General features: G+C 59.4%; 16 protein-coding genes. 11 read left to right on the forward strand and 5 right to left on the reverse strand.

The window, feature by feature from the left end; translation table 11 throughout:
- Positions 1 to 17 precede the first annotated feature (17 nt).
- The 3 genes from J3A65_RS03045 to J3A65_RS03055 all read right to left on the reverse strand — a co-directional run bounded on the left by J3A65_RS03045 (position 18) and on the right by J3A65_RS03055 (position 3,178).
- Positions 18 to 866 (reverse strand): carbohydrate ABC transporter permease, encoded by an 849-nt coding sequence (locus tag J3A65_RS03045; protein ID WP_092663089.1) that lies wholly within the window; start codon positions 864 to 866, stop codon positions 18 to 20.
- Entirely contained in the window at positions 859 to 1,758 is a 900-nt protein-coding gene (locus J3A65_RS03050) for a sugar ABC transporter permease (protein WP_245341462.1), read from the reverse strand. Before J3A65_RS03050 ends, J3A65_RS03045 begins: the two co-directional genes overlap by 8 nt.
- Positions 1,759 to 1,870: 112 nt before the next feature.
- The gene (locus J3A65_RS03055) at positions 1,871 to 3,178 is read right to left on the reverse strand and encodes an extracellular solute-binding protein (protein ID WP_092663087.1); all 1,308 of its coding nucleotides are present in this window, start codon (positions 3,176 to 3,178) and stop codon (positions 1,871 to 1,873) included.
- A 206-nt stretch (positions 3,179 to 3,384) separates the two neighbouring features.
- Here J3A65_RS03055 and J3A65_RS03060 point away from each other — a divergent pair, with 206 nt between their 5' ends.
- From J3A65_RS03060 to J3A65_RS03110, 11 genes are all read left to right on the forward strand, one after another.
- Positions 3,385 to 4,590 carry an ROK family transcriptional regulator gene (locus J3A65_RS03060; protein WP_062459637.1) on the forward strand — a complete coding sequence of 402 codons (1,206 nt, stop codon included), beginning with the start codon at positions 3,385 to 3,387 and terminating at the stop codon, positions 4,588 to 4,590.
- A gap of 39 nt (positions 4,591 to 4,629) precedes the next feature.
- Positions 4,630 to 5,730, forward strand: a complete 1,101-nt coding sequence (locus J3A65_RS03065; RefSeq protein WP_184655397.1) for a Gfo/Idh/MocA family oxidoreductase — start codon at positions 4,630 to 4,632, stop codon at positions 5,728 to 5,730.
- Positions 5,731 to 5,752: 22 nt separating this feature from the next.
- Positions 5,753 to 6,394, forward strand: a complete 642-nt coding sequence (locus tag J3A65_RS03070) for a ThuA domain-containing protein (RefSeq protein WP_062459644.1) — start codon at positions 5,753 to 5,755, stop codon at positions 6,392 to 6,394.
- A 53-nt stretch (positions 6,395 to 6,447) separates the two neighbouring features.
- Complete coding sequence (locus J3A65_RS03075; protein ID WP_209899327.1) at positions 6,448 to 7,599, forward strand: mandelate racemase/muconate lactonizing enzyme family protein; 1,152 nt, start codon at positions 6,448 to 6,450, stop codon at positions 7,597 to 7,599.
- Between the two features lie 148 nt (positions 7,600 to 7,747).
- On the forward strand, positions 7,748 to 8,062 hold the full coding sequence (locus J3A65_RS03080; RefSeq protein WP_209899330.1) for a PepSY domain-containing protein: 315 nt from the start codon (positions 7,748 to 7,750) through the stop codon (positions 8,060 to 8,062).
- Between the two features lie 45 nt (positions 8,063 to 8,107).
- Positions 8,108 to 8,719 carry a general stress protein gene (locus tag J3A65_RS03085; protein ID WP_209899332.1) on the forward strand — a complete coding sequence of 204 codons (612 nt, stop codon included), beginning with the start codon at positions 8,108 to 8,110 and terminating at the stop codon, positions 8,717 to 8,719.
- Between the two features lie 174 nt (positions 8,720 to 8,893).
- Positions 8,894 to 9,688, forward strand: a complete 795-nt coding sequence (gene xth / locus J3A65_RS03090) for an exodeoxyribonuclease III (RefSeq protein ID WP_209899335.1) — start codon at positions 8,894 to 8,896, stop codon at positions 9,686 to 9,688.
- Positions 9,688 to 9,897 carry a hypothetical protein gene (locus J3A65_RS03095; protein ID WP_113165411.1) on the forward strand — a complete coding sequence of 70 codons (210 nt, stop codon included), beginning with the start codon at positions 9,688 to 9,690 and terminating at the stop codon, positions 9,895 to 9,897. Before xth ends, J3A65_RS03095 begins: the two co-directional genes overlap by 1 nt.
- A gap of 95 nt (positions 9,898 to 9,992) precedes the next feature.
- Positions 9,993 to 10,886, forward strand: coding sequence for an NAD(P)-dependent oxidoreductase (locus J3A65_RS03100; protein WP_062459663.1), 894 nt, complete (start codon positions 9,993 to 9,995; stop codon positions 10,884 to 10,886).
- A 214-nt stretch (positions 10,887 to 11,100) separates the two neighbouring features.
- Positions 11,101 to 12,633, forward strand: coding sequence for an acyl-CoA carboxylase subunit beta (locus tag J3A65_RS03105; protein WP_209899338.1), 1,533 nt, complete (start codon positions 11,101 to 11,103; stop codon positions 12,631 to 12,633).
- 10 nt (positions 12,634 to 12,643) lie between these two features.
- Positions 12,644 to 14,647, forward strand: a complete 2,004-nt coding sequence (locus J3A65_RS03110) for an acetyl/propionyl/methylcrotonyl-CoA carboxylase subunit alpha (RefSeq protein WP_209899340.1) — start codon at positions 12,644 to 12,646, stop codon at positions 14,645 to 14,647.
- Positions 14,648 to 14,704: 57 nt separating this feature from the next.
- Here J3A65_RS03110 and J3A65_RS03115 read toward each other — a convergent pair whose 3' ends face one another.
- Together J3A65_RS03115 and J3A65_RS03120 are read right to left on the reverse strand one after the other, a co-directional pair.
- Positions 14,705 to 15,634 carry a lytic transglycosylase domain-containing protein gene (locus J3A65_RS03115; RefSeq protein WP_245341423.1) on the reverse strand — a complete coding sequence of 310 codons (930 nt, stop codon included), beginning with the start codon at positions 15,632 to 15,634 and terminating at the stop codon, positions 14,705 to 14,707.
- Positions 15,635 to 15,650: 16 nt separating this feature from the next.
- On the reverse strand, positions 15,651 to 16,193 hold the full coding sequence (locus J3A65_RS03120; RefSeq protein WP_209899343.1) for a metallophosphoesterase family protein: 543 nt from the start codon (positions 16,191 to 16,193) through the stop codon (positions 15,651 to 15,653).
- Positions 16,194 to 16,216 lie beyond the last annotated feature (23 nt).

Raw genomic sequence — 16,216 nt, forward strand, 5'->3', positions numbered from 1 at the left:
GATGCTAATCCCTCATTTCAAGACTTTACGGCGCCGGCGGTGAGGCCTGCGATGATGTGTTTCTGGGCCAGGAAGAAGACGATGATCGTCGGCAGGATGGTGAGCGTGATAAAGGCAAGCACCAGTTGCCAGTCGGTGCCGAACTCGCCGCGATAGACCATGATGCCGAGAGGCCACGGATATTTGCTTTCGGTATTCAGCATGATCAGCGGCAGGATGTAGCTGTTCCAGCTGCTAACGAAGGTGACGATGCCGACCGTGGCAACGATCGGCCGCGATAGCGGCAGCGATATGTACCAGAAAAAGCGGATATAGCCGCAGCCATCGACAAAGGCCGCCTGGAACAGCTCTTCCGGCAGGTTGCGGAAATAGTTGCGGAACAGAAGGATGCTCATACCGAGCCCGAATGCGACCTGCGGCAGGATCACGCCCCAATAGGAGTCGAGCAGGCCAAGATCGCGAATACGGATGAACAGCGGGAGAATTGCCGTTGCTGCCGGAAACATCAGCCCAATCAGGAAGTAGTTGAGCAGCTGGTTTGAGCCGAAGAAGCGGATATGCGCAAAACAGAAGGCCGCCATCGATGAGACCACCAGTGTCAGGAACACGGTAACACCCGCGATGATCAGCGAGTTCATCATCTGGCGCCAGTAGCGCTCGCCAAACAGGATATCGACATAGTTGGACCAGACCCATTCGCTTGGCAGTCCGAACGGATTGAGCCGGAGGTCGCCAAGCGTCTTGAAGCCGCCCAGTGCAGTGGTCACAAGCGGAACGAGCACGATGGCAGCGACCAGCGACAGCGAAACATAGACATAGAGGCGCGTTGCTGTGGACACGCGGACTGTGGACGATGTGTCAGTCATTGCGCATGAATATCCTTTTGTAACCGAAGGCGATCGTTACACAAATGACGAACAGGACGACGCCGACGGCGCTCCCCAATCCGACCTGCATGCGCGTGACGCCGTAGGTGTAGAGAAAGGTGACCATGGTCTGCGTCGAGTTCGACGGACCGCCGCCGGTCAGCGGCATGATCAGGTCGAACAGCTGCAGCGATCCGATGATGGCAAAGAAGACGGAGAGACGCACGGTCGACCCGAGCAAGGGCAGGGTGACGTAGCGGAATTTCTGCCAGCCAGTGGCACCGTCGATTTCGGCCGCTTCCATGACGCTCTTGTCGATCGACTGGAGGCCGGTGATGAACAGCATCATGTGAAAGCCGAAATATTTCCAGATGACGACCGCCAGCACCGCGTAGATCGCAAGATCCCTGTCGGCCAGAACATAGGGTGTCGCGACGCCGAGAAAGCCGGCGATTGCGGCGAACAATCCGTAGTCGCCGTCATAGACGAAGCGCCAGATGAGGCCGGCGGCCACATCGGCTAGAACATAAGGTAGAAAGAAGATCAGCCGGAATGCGACGACGCCCCTGATTTTCTTGCCGAGCATCACAGCGAGCCAGATTGCCAGCGGCACCTGCAGCAGCAGGGACACGACGATGATCAGGCCATTGTTGATCAAAGCCGTCGAAAAAGCGGCGTTGTTGAACAGCACCTCGAAATTGCGAACGCCCACAAATTCGGTCGGAGTGCCGTAGCCGTTCCAGCGATAGAAACTGTACCACGCGGCTTCGCCCATGGGCAGGATCACAAAGAGCGTGAACAGAAGCAGGGCAGGCGGCAGGAAGATGATCAGCGCCGGCAATCGGCCACGCGCGGTCGGGCTTTTGTAGCGGACCTTTTCCGGCACACCCATGACGGAGGCGCCGCTGATCTTCGCGGTCATGTTGTTCATCCGGTCTATCCTTGTCGCACCAATTCAGAAGTGCCGTTGCCGGTGACGGCGCTGCCGCCACCGGCTTGTCGGCTTACTCCAGTTCGGTCGCGTCCTGGATTGCCTGCGCTCCCTCTTCGGCGGTCATCTGCCCGGCGAGAATTTCGACCGAGACATCATTGACGACGCGGCCAACCGATGGACCGAGATCCTGGTCGAAGAAGTTCTGGTGCCAGGTGGATGCGGCGAGCTGGTCGGCAGATTCCCGCATCAGCGGGTTCTTCAAGCCTTCCTCGGCATCGACAGCCGCAGGAATGATCATCCCTTCGGAGGCCATCTGCCGCTCCATCTCCTGGCTGGTCAGGAAGCGGAGGAAATCGACAGCCGCCGGCGAAGCGTTCTTGCTGACGCCCCAGCCGTTGAGCCCGCCCAGCGTATCGGTGGCTTTGCCGGCGCCGCCTTCGACAATCGGGAACCCGAAGCGGCCGATGTTGTCGGCAGCAAGCCCCTTGCCGTCGCCGGCATTCTTGCGCTGGTTTGGCTCGGTATTTTCAAAGCCGAGAAGCATTGCAGCCCGTCCATCGCCGAACGCACCAAGCGTCTGCGGCCAGTTGGCGCCGAGATAGCCGTTCTGGAAAGGCTGAAGCTTCCCGAGCTCTGCCAGTTGCTCGCCGGCCTTGATCACCGCAGGGTGCATGAAGCCTTCGCCTTCCTTATTCTTGGCGGCTTCGAACACTGCTTCGCCGCCATTGCGCATGACGAGGAAGCTCCAGTAGAAATGCAGCGGCCACTTATCACCACCGCCGCCCGCAATCGGTGCGATGCCGGCACCTTTCAACGTCTTGACCGCTCCCAGGAAGTCGTCCCAGGTCTTGATGTCTTCGGCCTTGACGCCTGCCTTGGCGAACAACTCCTTGTTGTAGAAGAAGCTGACGGTCCCCATGCGGTACGGGACGGCATAGATCTTGTCATCGAATGTCAGACCGGCGACGGCGGCTGGCTTGTAGGTCTTGGCCCATTCGCCGCCGTTTGCGTTCATGGCCTCTGTCAGGTCCATCAGGGCGCCCGTCTGGGACTGCTGACGAAGAACGCCGCCACCCCAGCTGTAGAAGAAGTCAGGCGCCGCGTCAGACTGCAGAAGCGTCGGCAACTTGGCCTTGAACGCTTCGTTTTCCAGAAACTGCAGCTGGATATCAACATCCGGATGCTGGGTTTCATATTTCTTGGCGATGTCTTCCCACGTCTTGATATAGGCGGGGACAGTTTCGACGTGCATCCATTTGACGACGGTCTGCGCAGCAGTTGCCGTATGGGTCCCGAAAAGCGTCGAAAGTGCTGTGGCTGCGGCGAGCGCAGTGATCCGAACGCCCGTATAGGACGTTGCCTTATGGTGATAGGTCATTCTTCCTCCTCCAAAGGGAAACAACCATCCTCAATTTTTCCCTTATGCGGATTAATTCAAACGACATTTGCATCATTGTCAACCGCGCTCGCTGAAGTTTTGCTCACATTGGCTTGACAAGAGGCAGTTCGTCGACGCTATTTAATTCGTGATCCGACATAAATATCGGAATCAAACGTCATAGCGATACGGGCATCCGGCTTTCCATGAAGACTGCAGATCCAGAATTGATGCGGGCGATCAATCGTTTCACGGTGCTGGACAAGATCCGCAGGCGCGGCCCGATTTCCCGGGTCGAGATCAGCGAACGTTCGCAGCTGTCGACCACGACCGTTTCGGCTATCACTGCCTCTCTGCTCGACGACGGACTGATCCTGACGAGGCACGAGGGCGATATCAGAAATACGGCGGCACGGGGCAGGCCGCGGGTGATGCTGGAGCTCAACCCGGATGCGGCACGCGTCGTCGGCGCAAAGATCGCCAATAACCGCCTCGTTTTCGCGCTGACGAATTTCTGCGGCGAGGTTCTGTCGCAGCTCACCATCCCTGTCCGCGTCGACAGGCTGCCGATCGGTGTGATCAGCGATCTCGTCGAAGACGGCGTGCGGCGGTGCATCGTCGATGCCGGTCTTTCGTTGAGCGACATCGACACAGTCTGCTTAGGCCTGCCAGGGGTTGTCGAACATCGCACCGGAAAGGTGCGCTCCAGCCCTATCTTTCGCGAGACGGATATCAATTTCGCCGAGGAAATGACGAGCCGGCTCGGCCTTCCGACCATCGTCGAAAGCGATGCGCACGCGATCGCTTTGTCGCATCACTGGTTCGGTCAAGCCCGGGACCTCGACGATTTCGTCATCGTCTCGCTTGAGCAGACGTTGGGGCTCGCCCTTCTTCACAACGGGCAGGTGTTCCGTGGAGCTGGCGGTCTCAGTCATAATCTCGGCGACCTGGTGCTCGGCGCGACATCCGAGGAGACGCTCAGGCTTTCGGCGGTTGCCGGCGAGACAGCCATTTTCGGCGAGCAGCAGCTGGTGGGGCATTTCGCCGAAGCCGTGCGGCTCGGGCGCGGTATGGCGCATGCGCAGGCGCTGATCGCCTCCGAGAACAATCCCTTGTCGGGCGCCGCTATTAGGGCCGGCGAAGCTGTCGGGCTGGCGATTGCCAACATCGTCACGCTGTTCGGTCCGCCCCGCGTCATCATCGTCGGCTCGACGCTGGGGCTCGGCGCGGTGTTTACCGACAGCCTGCAGCAATCCTATTCCCGCGCGATCCCGAGCTCGATCAGCGAAGTCGCCGAACTGGTTTTCGACCAGTCGACCGATGAAGCCTGGGCGCAGGGAGCGGCGGTCGTCGCTCTGCGGGAGCTTTACGAGTCGCCCTGGGGAACGACAGGTCCCGCTTCGAGCCTCTAGCGCAGGCGAACCACATATTTGCAACTTTGGGAGGAGACTATGCAAAAACTCGGCATCGGCATCATCGGATGCGGCAACATATCGTCAGCCTATCTGAAAGCGATGGCGTCTTTCCCGGTCCTCGACATCCGCGGCATCGCCGACCTCAATCACGGTCTGGCGGAGCAGCGCGCCGGAGAATTCAACCTTTCGGCCAAGAGCATCGATGAGTTGCTCGGCGATCCGGAGATCCAGCTGATCGTCAACCTAACCGTGCCCAAGGCGCATGTGGAGGTCGGTCTTCGCGCCCTTGCTCATGGCAAGCATACCTATTCCGAAAAGCCGCTCGGGATTACCTTTGCGGAAGGCAAGAAGCTGGCAGAGACCGCGAAGACGACTGGTCTTCGGATCGGCGCGGCACCCGATACGTTCCTCGGCGGCTCGCACCAGACGGCGCGGTCGATCATCGATACGGGCGTGCTGGGAACGCCGGTTGGCGGAACCGCCACCTTCATGTGCCCCGGCCACGAACGTTGGCATCCAAACCCGGATTTCTACTATGAGGCCGGCGGCGGCCCGATGCTCGATATGGGGCCTTACTACATCACCGACCTCGTCAACCTTCTGGGTCCGGTTGCCAAAGTCGCGGGCTTTGCGGTCACTCCGCGCAACGAGCGCACGATCACCAGCGAACCTCGCAACGGCCAGAAGATCCCGGTGCATATTCCCACGCATGTTTCGAGCGTCATGGCGTTTGAAAACGGAGCCGTGGTGCAGATCAGCATGAGCTTCGACGTCGCGGGTCACAAGCATGTGCCGCTCGAGGTCTACGGTACCGAGGGAACGCTGATTGTCCCCGATCCGAACCACTTCGGCGGCGACATTCAGCTGCTGAAGAAAGGCGGCAGCTTCGAGCTGCAGCCGACGACGGAACCCTATGCGGATGGCAATTACCGGTCGCTCGGCGTTGCGGACATGGCTCATGCCATCCTGTCCGACCGCCCGCATCGGGCAAGCGGCGACCTGGCTCTGCATGTCCTTGAGGTCATGGAAGCCTTCGGCACCGCGGCGGACAAGGGGCAGACCGTTGACATCACTACCAAGCCCGAGCGGCCGGCACCGCTTTCGCAATCCTTGATAGACGGGCAGATCGCCCGCTGACACCACACTGAAGGAGACTGATATGCGCGAAGCTTTGATCGTATGGGGTGGCTGGAGCGGGCATGAACCGCAGGAATGCGCTCATGTCATAAGGGACATTCTTCAGGAAGATGGTTTCAAGGTCTATCTTGAAAACACGACGGAAGCGTTTGCAGATCCTTCCATTCACGACCTGTCCCTGATTGTGCCGATCATGACCATGTCGAAGATCGAGAAGGAAGAGGCGAAAAACCTCGCGTCTGCCGTCGAAAACGGCGTCGGCATCGCCGGTTACCACGGTGGCGCCGGTGACGCGTTTCGCGAATGCGTCGAATACCAGTTCATCATTGGCGGCCAGTGGGTGGCCCACCCCGGCAACATCATCGACTACACCGTCAATGTGACCCGCCCGGACGACGAGTTGATGCAGGGCATCAGTGATTTCCCATACACGTCCGAGCAATACTACATGCACGTGGACCCTTCGAACGAGGTGCTTGCGACGACCACGTTCAATGGCGATCACGCCTACTGGATCGACGGCGTTGTCATGCCTGTCGTCTGGAAGCGCAAATACGGCAAAGGGCGCGTCTTCTATTCGTCGCTTGGCCATGTGGCGAAGGAATTCGACGTGCCGCAGATGAAGACGATCTTCAGACGTGGTGCAAACTGGGCGGCGCGCTGATGGTTGCCTGACGCTCAGTCCACCCGATCTCCGACAAGCATGGCTCGGCTCTCATGAAAATCTCGGCGATAAAGCCCTATGTCACCAAACTCGGTGTTCGCAACCAACTGCTTCTCAAGGTGGAAACGGAGGAGGGGATTTATGGTTGGGGCGAGTCGGGCCTGTCATATCGAGAGAAGGCGGTTCTCGGGGCGATCGATCACTACAGCCGGTTTCTGATCGGTCGGGATCCGATGCAGTGCGGCGCCCTGTGGCAGGAGATGTATCGAAGCCAGTATTTCGAGGGCGGACGGGTGTTGACGGCCGCGATCTCTGCCCTCGACATCGCCTTTCACGATATCAAGGGTAAGGCTCTCGGAGTGCCCGTGTACCAATTGCTCGGAGGCCGGCAGCGCGAGCGGGTGCCGGCCTTCGCAACGACCTCTGCCGAACCGGGACCTGAGATGGTGGAGCAGGCGCTGCTCCTGAAGGACCAGGGCTGGCGGTGCATCCGGATGATCGCCACCGGCCAGGAAAACAGCGATCGTTTCGAACCACGCGAGTCGATCGCGACGACAGCCGAATGGGTCACCCGCGTGCGCGAGGCCGTGGGCAATGAGATTACGCTCGGCGTCGAGTACCATCATCGCCTCAGCGTCGCCGAGGCCGCCTCGTTTTGTCAAAAGCTGCCGCGGGGCACTCTGGATTTCATCGAGGAACCGATCCGCGACGAGACGCCCGGTGCCTACGAAGCACTGCGCAGAATGACGGAGATACCGTTTGCCATCGGCGAGGAGTTTTCGTCGAAATGGCAATTCCTTCCCTATGTCGAACGTGACCTCCTGCAGTTCTGCCGTATCGACATCTGCAATGTCGGCGGTTTCACCGAAGCGATGAAGATTGCCGGTTGGTGCGAGGCGCATTACGTCGACCTCATGCCGCATGCGCCGCTTGGCGCCGTATGCACGGCGGCCTCCGTCCACCTTGCCGCAGCCGTCGCCAACTTCGCTTGGCTGGAATGCCGCAACTCACCGACAGAGCAGCTGGGTTTCGGTGACCCCGCAACCTACCCGAAACAGATCGGGATGGATGGAGCCTTCTACCGCGTGCCGGACGAGCCGGGTCTCGGTGTCGATGTCAATGAATCGCTTCTTCAGGCGTCGAGCTTCGAATACAGCGAGCCGCCGCACCTGCGCCGCGATGACGGCTCTTTCACCAACTGGTGAGATCGGGACCAACCGTGTTCGTATCGTGGGTGAACGCGGATGCGCGTCCTTGGTTGATCCGCCGTGCCTAATCTCAACGGAACAAAATCCGGCTCCGCGGGTTGTCCTCCGCGCATTCGAAAGTGAATGCAGAACTTGGAGGAACACCATGAAAAAACTTAGCTTTGGCCTCGCTGCAGTCCTTCTTTCGGCATCCGCCGTTCTGGCTCAGACAGAGCCTAAGACGACCGAGACGACACCAGCGGTGAGCACCTCCGGCGAAACAAATCCGGCCGCACCGGTTGCTGGCAAGAACAGCTTCACAGAGGCGCAGGCAAAATCGAGAATCGAAGAAGCCGGTTACGCGGAAGTCTCCGGTCTCAAGCTGGACGACCAGGGCATCTGGCGCGCCATGGGTACCAAGGACGGCAAGCACGGCAACGTGTCGCTGGACTTCCAGGGCAATGTGGTGATGGCGAAGTAAGCCTGATCGTCCCAACAACAATAACGAATACGAAGAGGAATTCCCATGCGTACCATTACTGGACTTTACGACAACTACGATGACGCCCGCGCCGCGGTGAAGGCTCTCGAAGATGCTGGCGTGTCATCCGACGACATCAGCATCGTGTCGCACAAGAACGGCAAAGAAGATATCGAAGGCCAGGGCAGCAACGCTGCTGAAGGCGCGGGCACAGGCGCTGGCATCGGTGCCGTCGCTGGTGGCGCCGGTGGTCTTCTGGCCGGTCTCGGAATGCTCGCAATTCCAGGCGTTGGCCCGGTTGTAGCAGCTGGCTGGCTTGCAGCAACGGCAGCCGGTGCCGTCGCTGGCGCAGTGGCCGGTGGCGCAGCAGGCGGCATCGTCGGTGCAATGATCGAATCCGGTGTGTCCGAGAAGGACGCACACCTTTATGCCGAAGGCGTACGCCGCGGCGGTTCGCTGGTCGTCGCCAAGGTCGATGACGACAAGGCAGTGGCTTCTGAAGCGATCCTGACCCGTTCGCGTTCTGTCGATCTCAACGAGCGTCGCACAGCCTACACCAATGATGGCTGGTCGCAGTTCGACGACAAGGCTGATCCTTACACACAGGACCAGATCGACGCCGAGCGCGGTCGCTACCGCACCAACACTCCGATCTGATCCCTATTCTGAAAGGGCGGTCTTCATGGCCGCCCTTTCTTTATGCCGGGCAATTGCCGGCGACTCCGCAAGCCGGCATCGATTTGTCAACCTGTGCTTTGTCAAAACCAACACGCAGCACCGCAAATTTTGGCTGGGCCGCGAACTCGATAGTCGCACTCGGGTACAATTCGCGTGAAAATAGCCAGCTACAACGTCAACGGCATCAACGGGCGGATCGATATCCTCCTCCAGTGGCTGGAGGAAGCGCAGCCTGATGTCGTGTGTCTGCAGGAGCTCAAAGCGCCTGATCAAAAGTTTCCCATCAAAGCCATTGAATCAGCCGGTTACGGCGCCGTGTGGCACGGGCAGAAATCCTGGAATGGCGTGGCGATTCTAGCGCGCGGCGAAGAGCCGCTGCTGACTCGAAAGGGCCTCCCTGGCGATCCTGACGATGTCCAAAGCCGCTATATCGAAGCCCTTGTGAACGGTATCCTCGTCGGCAACGTCTATCTTCCGAATGGTAATCCTTCACCCGGCCCGAAATTCGATTACAAGCTCGCGTGGCTGTCGCGACTGCAGGACTATGCCGCCGAGCTGATAGAATTAGACGTTCCGGTCATCATCGCTGGTGATTACAACATCATACCGACCGATCTCGACGTCTATAAGCCTGAGCGATGGGCAGATGATGCGTTGTTCCGGGCCGAAGTTCGCGATGCATTCAGGAAGCTTCTCGCGCAGGGCTGGACGGATGCCATTCGCAGGTTACATGCCGACGAGCGCATCTACACCTTCTGGGACTACATCCGGAATGCGTATGGGCGAAACGCAGGACTTCGCCTCGACCATTTCCTGTTGAGCCCAGGTCTCGCAGACGACCTCTCGCGAGCCGAGGTCGACATGCATGTTCGGGGCTGGGCCCACACGAGCGACCATGCACCTGTATGGATAGAGTTGTTAGACGATCTTAAAAAAGGAGCTGAGTGATGGAAGGCCATTGGACAAACGAACTTCGCCAGAAGGTTGAGGCACTCGTCGACGAATACGTTGCAGCTGGAGCATCCCAGAGCGATGTGCTCGATGTCGTAGCAAAGACAGGGGTCGATCTGCGGCTTCCGAAAACCGATGAGCCTGATCGCGCCAGCGACAAGGCTGTTGTCGAGGAACCCGCCAACGATTGGCCGGCTGCGACGTAAGGCTGCGCGGAGGGGCGTGACGATCACGTTGCCGCGGACTACCATAACCGCCCGGCATGGCGGTTATGGCTCACATATGGGAAGGGAACAGAAACATGACAAAGCGGATCGTTTTCACTGGCGGCACCGGAAAAGCCGGCAAGCATGCGGTATCGTATCTTCTGGCGAAGGGATACTCGGTCCTTAATGTCGATCTGAAACCGCTCGATATGCCCGGCGTGAATACGCTGATCACGGATATCACCGACAGCGGCCAGGTCTTCAATGCGTTGACGACGCATTTCGGGTTCTCCGGCTTCGAAGACGGCGCACCGCCATCGGCACCCGATGCGGTCGTCCATTTCGCAGCGGTTCCACGCGTGCTGATCGAGCCTGATAACAAAACATTCGAAGCCAATGTCATGGGCACCTATAACGTGCTGGAAGCCGCCATGAAGCTCGGCGTACGCAAAGTCGTGATTGCTTCAAGCGAGACGACCTACGGCGTCTGCTTTGCCGAAGGTGACAAGAATTTCCACGCGTTTCCGCTGGAAGAAGATTACGACAGCGATCCGATGGACAGCTACGGATTGTCGAAAGTCGTCAACGAAAAAACCGCTCGCGCCTTTGCCATGCGCTACGGAGCCGACGTCTATGCTCTGCGCATCGGAAACGTGATCGAGCCTGACGAATACGACAATTTCGCAGATTTCCTTGAACAGCCGATGTCGCGAAAACGCAATGCGTGGAGCTACATCGACGCGCGCGACCTTGGTCAGATCGTCCATCTCTGCCTGGAGAAAGACGGGCTTGGCTATCAGGTCTTCAACGCAGTCAACGACACGATCACCGCCGAGCTGCCAACCGCCGAATTCCTCGCCAAATATTGTCCGGATACGCCGGTCTGGCGCGAGATGGGTCGGGATGAAGCGCCGCTCTCGAACCGCAAGGCCCGCGAAGTTTTAGGCTTCCGCGAAGAGCATCCCTGGCGGCGATATATGCTTCGCTGAGCTGCCAGATTGTCCGCTTCCGCGAGGGCGGGGGAACTTGAAATGGATGCGGACGTCAGCCTATCGGAGGGGCTGGCGTCATCTCCGGCAAGCGGTTAGCAATAGTTCTAGACGAAGCCGCAGCTTCATCTTTGATCGCGAAGGCATAAGGCGCGCCGCTGTCGCATCAGCCTTAGCTGGGGCACGGGGACGAGGGGATGGGAGACGACAACGCATGCTGCAGATAATCGAACAGCTGGAACAACGCAGGGCTGAGGCGCGTCTCGGAGGGGGCCAAAGACGGATCGACGCCCAGCACGCGAAGGGCAAGCTGACGGCGCGCGAGCGGCTAGAGGTCCTGCTGGACGAGGGCTCCTTCGAGGAGTTCGACATGTATGTCACCCATCGCTGCACGGATTTCGGCATGGAGACACAGAAGGTGGCCGGCGACGGTGTCGTGACCGGCTGGGGCACCATCAACGGGCGCCAGGTCTATGTCTTCAGCCAGGATTTCACAGTGCTCGGCGGGTCTCTGTCCGAAACCCATGCCCAGAAGATCTGCAAGATCATGGATATGGCGGTGAAGGTCGGGGCGCCCGTCATAGGCCTCAACGATTCCGGCGGGGCTCGCATTCAGGAAGGTGTTGCGTCCTTGGGCGGCTATGCGGAGGTGTTTCGACGCAATGCCGAGGTTTCCGGCGTCATCCCGCAGATCTCGGTGATCATGGGACCATGCGCCGGCGGCGCCGTCTATTCGCCTGCCATGACCGACTTCATCTTCATGGTGCGTGACACGTCCTACATGTTCGTGACGGGCCCGGACGTGGTGAAGACCGTGACGAACGAGATCGTGAGCGCCGAAGAGCTGGGGGGCGCCACGACCCATACCCAGAAATCCTCGGTCGCGGATGCCGCATTCGAAAACGACGTGGAAGCGCTGGAAGCGGTCAGACAGCTGTTCGACTTTCTGCCTCTCAACAATCGCCAGAAGCCACCGGTTCGACCCGTTCATGACGATCCGTCGCGGTTGGAGATGCGCCTGGACACACTGATCCCGGATAGCGCGGCCAAGCCCTACGACATGAAGGAGCTTATCACCGCACTTGCCGATGAAGGCGACTTCTTCGAGATCCAGGAAGCCTTTGCGAAAAACATCATCACCGGTTTCATTCGCATGGAAGGCCAGACGATCGGCATCGTTGCCAACCAGCCGATGGTGCTGGCCGGCTGCCTCGATATCGACTCGTCGCGCAAGGCAGCGCGGTTTGTGCGGTTCTGCGATGCGTTTTCCATTCCGCTGCTGACGCTGGTCGATGTGCCGGGCTTCCTTCCGGGCACGGCGCAGGAATATGGCGGCGTCATCAAGCACGGCGCAAAGCTGCTGTTTGCCTATTCGCAGGCCACCGTGCCGATGGTGACGCTGATAACCCGAAAGGCATATGGGGGCGCGTATGACGTGATGGCGTCCAAACATATCGGCGCCGATATCAACTATGCCTGGCCGACGGCTGAGATCGCCGTGATGGGCGCTAAAGGTGCGACCGAGATCCTGTATAGGTCGGAGCTTGACGATCCGGACAAGATCGCAGCCCGCACCCGGGAATACGAGGAGCGGTTCGCCAACCCGTTTATCGCGGCAGAGCGTGGCTTTATCGACGATGTGATCATGCCGCATTCGTCGCGCCGTCGTATCGCAAGGGCATTTGCTTCACTGCGAAACAAGCAGGTGCAGACCCATTGGAAAAAGCACGACACAATCCCGCTGTGAGGCTCCAAGCATGATCAAGAAAATCCTGATCGCCAATCGCGGCGAAATTGCCTGCCGGGTCATCCGGACCGCCAAGCGGATGGGTATCGCAACCGTCGCCGTCTACTCGGACGCTGATCGTGATGCGCTGCATGTGAGGATGGCGGATGAGGCGGTTCATATCGGTCCAGCACCTTCCGACCAGTCCTATATCGTCATCGACCGTATTCTCGATGCCGTCGCGAAAACAGGCGCAGATGCCGTCCACCCTGGATACGGGTTTCTGTCGGAAAACGCCCTGTTCGCAGCAGCGCTCGAGAAAGCCGGCATCATCTTCATCGGTCCGCCGGTCAGGGCGATCGAAGCGATGGGCGACAAGATCACGTCGAAGAAGATCGCCGCCGAAGCGGGCGTTTCGACCGTGCCGGGTCACATGGATCTCATTGCGGATGCCGATGAGGCCGTAAAGATTTCCTCCTCGATCGGCTATCCGGTCATGATCAAGGCGTCTGCCGGCGGTGGCGGCAAGGGCATGCGGATCGCCTGGAACGATGCCGAAGCCCGGGAAGGTTTCCAGTCATCCAAAAACGAGGCGAAGTCTTCCTTTGGCGACGATCGCATCTTCATCGAAAAATTCGTGACGCAACCGCGTCACATCGAGATCCAGGTGCTCGGTGACCAGCACGGGACCACGCTCTATCTCGGGGAGCGCGAATGCTCGATCCAGAGGCGAAACCAGAAGGTTATTGAGGAAGCGCCGTCTCCCTTCCTCGATGAGCAGACCCGGAAAGCGATGGGCGAGCAGGCCGTCTTGCTCGCAAAGGCCGTTGGTTATTTCTCCGCAGGAACAGTCGAATTCATCGTCGACGGCAACAGGAATTTCTACTTCCTCGAAATGAACACCCGGCTGCAGGTCGAGCATCCCGTGACGGAGCTAATTACCGGCGTCGATCTCGTCGAACAGATGATCCGAATCGCGGCCGGTGAAAAGCTGGCCCTCAGCCAGGACGACGTGAAGCTTGAAGGCTGGGCGATCGAAAGCCGGCTCTATGCCGAAGATCCCTATCGCAATTTCCTGCCGTCGATCGGCAGGCTCAGCCGCTACCGTCCACCGGTCGAGGGCGTCAAGCACGATGGCACGATCGTGCGCAACGATACCGGCGTCTTCGAGGGTGGCGAGATTTCGATGTACTACGACCCGATGGTCGCCAAGCTCTGCACCTGGGCGAAAGACAGGACGGCTGCGATCGATGCGATGGCGACAGCGCTCGACGGTTTTGAGGTCGAGGGCATCGGCCACAACCTACCCTTCCTCTCGGCGGTCATGAGCCAGGAGCGTTTTCGCTCCGGCAACTTGACGACGGCCTATATCGCCGAGGAGTTTCCCGATGGCTTTTCCGGTGTGCAACCCGATGCGGATGCGTTGCGGACGCTGGCAGTGATTGCGGCGTTTGCGCATCAGATGATCAGGCAGCGGGCGCTGCAGATCTCAGGAACGCTTGCGACCGCTGGCCGCGTGACGGCAAAGGACTGGATCGTGGCGCTGGCAGACGCTGAGGAAACCGTCACGATCGAGACCGGATCGGCAGAAAGCGCCGTCGTATTTGCAGATGGCAGTCGCTTCGCGATCTCTTCGGACTGGCTGCCCGGCAAGCGACTTGCCAGTTTTACCATCGGTGACAGAGTTGCCGAAGTGAAAATCGATCTGATCGGATCGGCCATCCGGCTACGTGGGCGCGGTATGGATGTCAGGGCGCGGGTGCGTTCACCGCGTGTTGCGCAGCTTGCACGCCTGATGCCGGTCAAGGTCCCGCCGGATATGTCGCGAATGCTGCTCTGCCCGATGCCCGGTGTCATCACCTCGGTCACGGTCGGCGTGGGCGATCAGGTCGAAGCAGGTCAGACGCTGGCGACTGTCGAGGCGATGAAGATGGAAAATGTCCTGAAGGCGGAACGTCGTGGCGTGGTGAAGCGGGTGACAGCATTGCCCGGCCAGAGCCTCGCGGTTGATGAACTGATCATGGAATTCGAGTAAGGCCCGCCGACGATTTCTCAGGAAACGGTGTCGACGCCCACACACAGGGTCAACGGTTCAGCGGTTCTTGAGAACCGTGCAGGAAACGCCGTGGGCTTTGATTTCATTGCAAAGCTTGACTGCAGCGGCCCGGCTTTCCTCACCGATGCGGGCTGCGTATCGCGGACGACGACCGAAATTTCCGCCGCGCTGGCGCACGATAAGTGCGCGTTCGGCATTAAGCGGCGAGGGCAGTTTCGCAGCCGAGGCCGCAAACAGCCGGCCGGCAACGCCAGGGTTATAATGCGCGGCGAGCTGGACACCCCAGGGCGCCCAGTCGGCTGACGCACCGAGAACCGGATCGTTGATGCGACGAGTGTCCGCCAGCGCGACGCAGGCGTCCTTAAACGGTTTTTGAGGGTCCAGATCGGGTGCGGCAACCGCCGGAGCATTGTCTCTCCAGACTTCCGCGGGATAGCCTGTAATCGCGAAGACGTAGTCCCGCGTCTCCATCGGCAGGCTTCCTGAACCAAGAAACCGCTGAAGCCTTGCCTCTCCGGCATTGTAGGCGGCTGCCGAGAGACCAAAATTGCCAAACTTGTCTTTCATTTCAGCGAGATATTTGGCCGAAGCATCGAGCGCGTCGATGACGTTGAAGCTGTTGTTCAAGCCGCGCAAACGGGCGGTATCGGGCATGAACTGCGCGATACCCTGCGCGCCCTTAGGGCTGACTGCTTCAGGCCGAAACAGGCTTTCACGCCATATCAGGCGGGCGAAAAAGGCGGGCGGGATCTTCTGTTCTGTCGCGAAATGTTCGATTGCGTGACAGAGATCGACGTTGAACGTCTCCTTGGCGATGCAGAGCGCTTCGTCGCCGTCGCGCCGCTCGTAGAGGCACTCCGTCTCTTTGGTTGGTTCCGGAGGTGCGGTCTCGGCAGCGACGGGGTCGGCAAAGGCAGCCGCGACCATCAAAGCGCCAGCGCCTAGAAGTTGGAATTCCCTTTTCAACAAAAACCGCTCTCTTCTATCCGTTTGCATGTCCGCCGCCCTGCGTCACGACAGAGGCGATCTTTGGCGCTGCCTTCTTCTTGACGACGTCCTCCAGCGTTACCGGCCGAAGCCCCTGCGCATCGACGCCAACATCAAACTGCCGTGGCAGCGGTTTGAGCCGGCCATGCGAGTGGCCGTGGAGGTTGATCGATTTCTTGCCCATCTTGTTCCAGGTGCGAAACGCGTAGTGGCAGAGGATCAGATGGACATCGTCGATATGAAGCTCATGATAGTGCTGCACGGACGTCCAGCCACTGGCCGACGTCGTGGTCTCCGGGTCGTTATTGCCGATGATCAGGTGTTTGCGGCCGTTGAGCTTCGCCAGTAGCCCATCGCAATCGCCACCGCGTACCGACATGAAATCGCCGAGATGCCAGACATCGTCGTCAGCGCCGACTATATCATTCCAGTATTGAATGAGTGCCTCGTCGTGCGCGACCATGTCCGGGAACGGTCGCCGGTCGATGCGCAACACGCGGGGATCGCCAAAATGAGTGTCGCTGGTGAAGTAGATCATGAGGTTTTAACCGGACCGCGCGA

The organism is Rhizobium sp. PvP014, assembly GCF_017876855.1.
GTDB lineage: Bacteria > Pseudomonadota > Alphaproteobacteria > Rhizobiales > Rhizobiaceae > Neorhizobium > Neorhizobium soli.